The organism is Stenotrophomonas pictorum JCM 9942 (assembly GCF_001310775.1).
GTDB lineage: Bacteria > Pseudomonadota > Gammaproteobacteria > Xanthomonadales > Xanthomonadaceae > Stenotrophomonas > Stenotrophomonas pictorum.
The window spans coordinates 1-3,083 of sequence record NZ_BAZI01000312.1; the positions used below are offsets into that span (position 1 = coordinate 1).

Here is a 3,083-nt window from a genome sequence, read left to right on the forward strand (position 1 = left end):
TGGTTCCTGCCCTTGCTCGACGGCGAGGCGCGGGCGATAGGCGTGGCCGGCCTGCGCTTTGATCATCAGCACTCACGCTTGCCCCCGAGCAACGCCAGCTGGTGCAGGCGATGGCCGACGACATCGCCCAGGCCGCCCTGCGCACGCGGCTGGTCGCCGACCTGGAAACAGCGCATCTGCACAACGAAACCGAACGCCTGCGCTCGGCCCTGCTGTCCTCGGTGTCGCATGACCTGCGCTCGCCGTTGGCGGCGATGATCGGCTCGGCCGACAGCCTGTCCAACTACGCCGATGCGATGGATGCCGGCGACCGCCGCACCCTGCTCGACACCATCGTGGTCGAGGGCGAACGGCTGGACCGCTACATCCAGAACCTGCTCGACATGACCCGGCTCGGCCACGACGGGCTCAAGCTCAACCGCGACTGGATCGGCGTGGACGAACTGATCGGCTCGGCCGCGCGGCGCCTGCAGCGCTATCAACCCGAGGTGCGCCTGCAGCTGGACATTCCGGCCGCGCTGGCGCCGATCTGGGTGCACCCGGCGCTGGTCGAACAGGCGGTGTTCAACGTGATGGAGAACGCGGCCAGGTTCTCGCCGCCGGGCGTTCCGGTGGAAGTGCGTGCCCGCCAGCGCGATGGCGAACTGTGCATCGAGGTGATCGACGAAGGCCCGGGCATCCCCGATGCCGAGCGCTCGCGCATCTTCGACATGTTCTACAGCGTGGAGCGGGGTGACCGTGGCCGCCAGGGCACCGGCCTGGGCCTGACCATCTGCCAGGCATGATCGGCGCCCACGGCGGCCGCGTGGAGGCACTGGCCGGTCCGGGTGGACGCGGTACGCTGATCCGCATGACTCTACCCCAGCTCCAGCCGGCACCCTCCGGCCCGCACGAAGATGAATAGCGCCCCGGCCATTCCACCAGCGCGGGTGCTGGTGATCGACGATGAAGTGCAGATCCGCCGCTTCCTCGACATTTCCCTGCGTACGCAGGGCTATGCGGTGGCCCAGGCCGCCACCGCTGCCGATGGCCTGCGACAGCTGGCCGAGGACGGCGCCGACCTGGTGGTGCTGGATATCGGCCTGCCCGACATGGAAGGCCACGAGGTGCTGGCCGAGCTGCGGCAATGGAGCCTGGTGCCGGTGATCATGCTCAGCGTGCGGGCCGGCGAAGCCGAGAAAGTGCGCGCCCTGGACAACGGCGCCAATGACTACGTGACCAAACCGTTCGGCACCCGGGAGCTGATGGCACGGGTGCGGGCGCTGCTGCGCAGCCGCAGCACCGACAGCGAAGGCCAGGTGCCGGTGTTCGACGATGGCCACCTGCATATCGACCTGGCCCGGCGCGCGGTGCGTGTGGACGGTGATGGGATCGCCCTGACCCGCAAGGAGTACGCCCTGCTCGCCCTGCTGCTGCGCAACTACGGACGGGTGGTGACGCAACCGCAGATCCTGCAGGAGATCTGGGGGCCGACGCATCGGCATGACACCCATTACCTGCGCATCCTGGTGGGACGGCTGCGGCACAAACTGGGCGACTCGGCCCTGCAGTCGCGCTATGTGTTCACCGAGCCCGGTGTCGGCCTGCGCTTTGCCGGCAACTGACAAGGCGCCCGCGTTGTCCGCGGACGGCCCCGGTTTTCAGCCGGGGACGGCGCTCAGAACGGCAGGTCGGTGCCCGCCGGCAACACCTGCAGCAACTGCTCGCGGAACAGCTCCTGGATGCGTTTCAGTCCAGCCTCGTCGTTGGCCTCAAAGCGCAGCACCAGCACCGGCGTGGTGTTGGAGGCGCGCACCAGGCCCCAGCCGTCGTTGAAATCCACCCGCAGGCCGTCGATGGTGGCCAGGCGCGCACCGGCGAAGGGCGAGCCTTCGACCTGCGCCTGGGCCTGCACCGCGGCGGCGATCAATGCCACCTGCGCGTGCTGGGTGCCCGCCTCCACCGCCACTTTCAGCTCCGGCGTGGAGACCGCATCGGGCAGCGCATTCAACACCTCGGCCGGGTCCTCTTCACGCTGGGCGAGGATTTCCAGCAATCGCGCCATCGCGTACAGGCCGTCGTCAAAGCCGTACCAGCGCTCCTTGAAGAAGAAGTGGCCGCTCATCTCGCCGGCCAGCTCGGCATCGGTCTCACGCATCTTGGCCTTGACCAGCGAGTGCCCGGTCTTCCACATCATCGGGCTGCCGCCATGGCGCAGGATGTAGTCCGACAGCTTGCCGGTGCACTTCACGTCGTAGATCACCATCGCGCCGGGATTGCGCATCAGCACATCGGCGGCGAACAGCATCAGCAGACGGTCGGCGTAGATCACCTTGCCATCCCTGGTCACCACGCCCAGGCGGTCGCCATCGCCATCGAAGGCCACGCCGATATCGGCGTCGAAGCGCTTCACCGTCTGGATCAGGTCTTCCAGATTGTCCGGTTCGCTCGGATCCGGGTGGTGGTTGGGGAAGCTGCCATCGACATCGCAGTACAGCGGAATGACATCGGCACCGATGGCTTCCAGCAGCTGCGGCGCCACCGCCCCGGCCACCCCGTTGCCGGCATCGGCCACCACCTTGAGCGGACGGTCCAGCTGCACGTCGTCGGCGATGCGCAGGATGTACTCGTCGATCACCTCGCGCTGCTGCAGCCCGCCAAGCGTATCGGCACGTTGCAGACGGCCTTCCTGGATACGCGTGTACAGGTCGGTGATGGCGGCACCGGACAGCGTTTCACCACCGATCACGATCTTGAAACCGTTGTAATCCGGCGGATTGTGGCTGCCGGTCACCGCCACGCAGCTGCCGGCGCGCAGGTGGTAGCTGGCGAAATACACCACCGGCGTCGGCGCCAGGCCGATGTCGATGACATCGCAGCCGGCAAGGCGCAGGCCCTGGATCAGGCTGTCGGCCAGTTCCGGCCCGGACAGCCGGCCATCGCGGCCGACCACCACATCACGCAGGCCCTGCGCCTGCATCGCACTGCCGATGGCCTGGCCGATCAGTGTGGCGACCGTGGCATTGAGTTCGCTGCCCAGCACGCCGCGGATATCGTAGGCGCGGAAAATGCCCGGCGGCACCGCCTCGGCACCGGGTTCGGCC

2 protein-coding genes and 1 pseudogene are annotated in these 3,083 nt (G+C 67.9%); 2 read left to right on the top strand and 1 reads right to left on the bottom strand.

Annotated elements, in window-relative coordinates; all coding sequences use genetic code 11:
- Window positions 1-904 (top strand): annotated as a pseudogene (locus JCM9942_RS12900) (sensor histidine kinase); the annotation flags it as partial.
- The gene (locus JCM9942_RS12905) at window positions 897-1,604 is read left to right on the top strand and encodes a response regulator transcription factor (RefSeq protein WP_054660159.1); all 708 of its coding nucleotides are present in this window, start codon (window positions 897-899) and stop codon (window positions 1,602-1,604) included. The pseudogene JCM9942_RS12900 and the gene JCM9942_RS12905, both read left to right, overlap by 8 nt.
- Window positions 1,605-1,657: 53 nt before the next feature.
- On the opposite strand, the gene JCM9942_RS12910 is transcribed toward JCM9942_RS12905, so the two are convergent.
- Window positions 1,658-3,083 (bottom strand): phosphomannomutase/phosphoglucomutase (locus JCM9942_RS12910; protein WP_172675114.1); only part of this gene is annotated, 1,426 nt, incomplete at its 5' end.

Bases quoted from the DNA above. Each gene is read 5' to 3' on its own strand.
- JCM9942_RS12905 (WP_054660159.1), top strand. From the start codon at position 897: ATGAATAGCGCCCCGGCCATTCCACCAGCGCGGGTGCTGGTGATCGAC.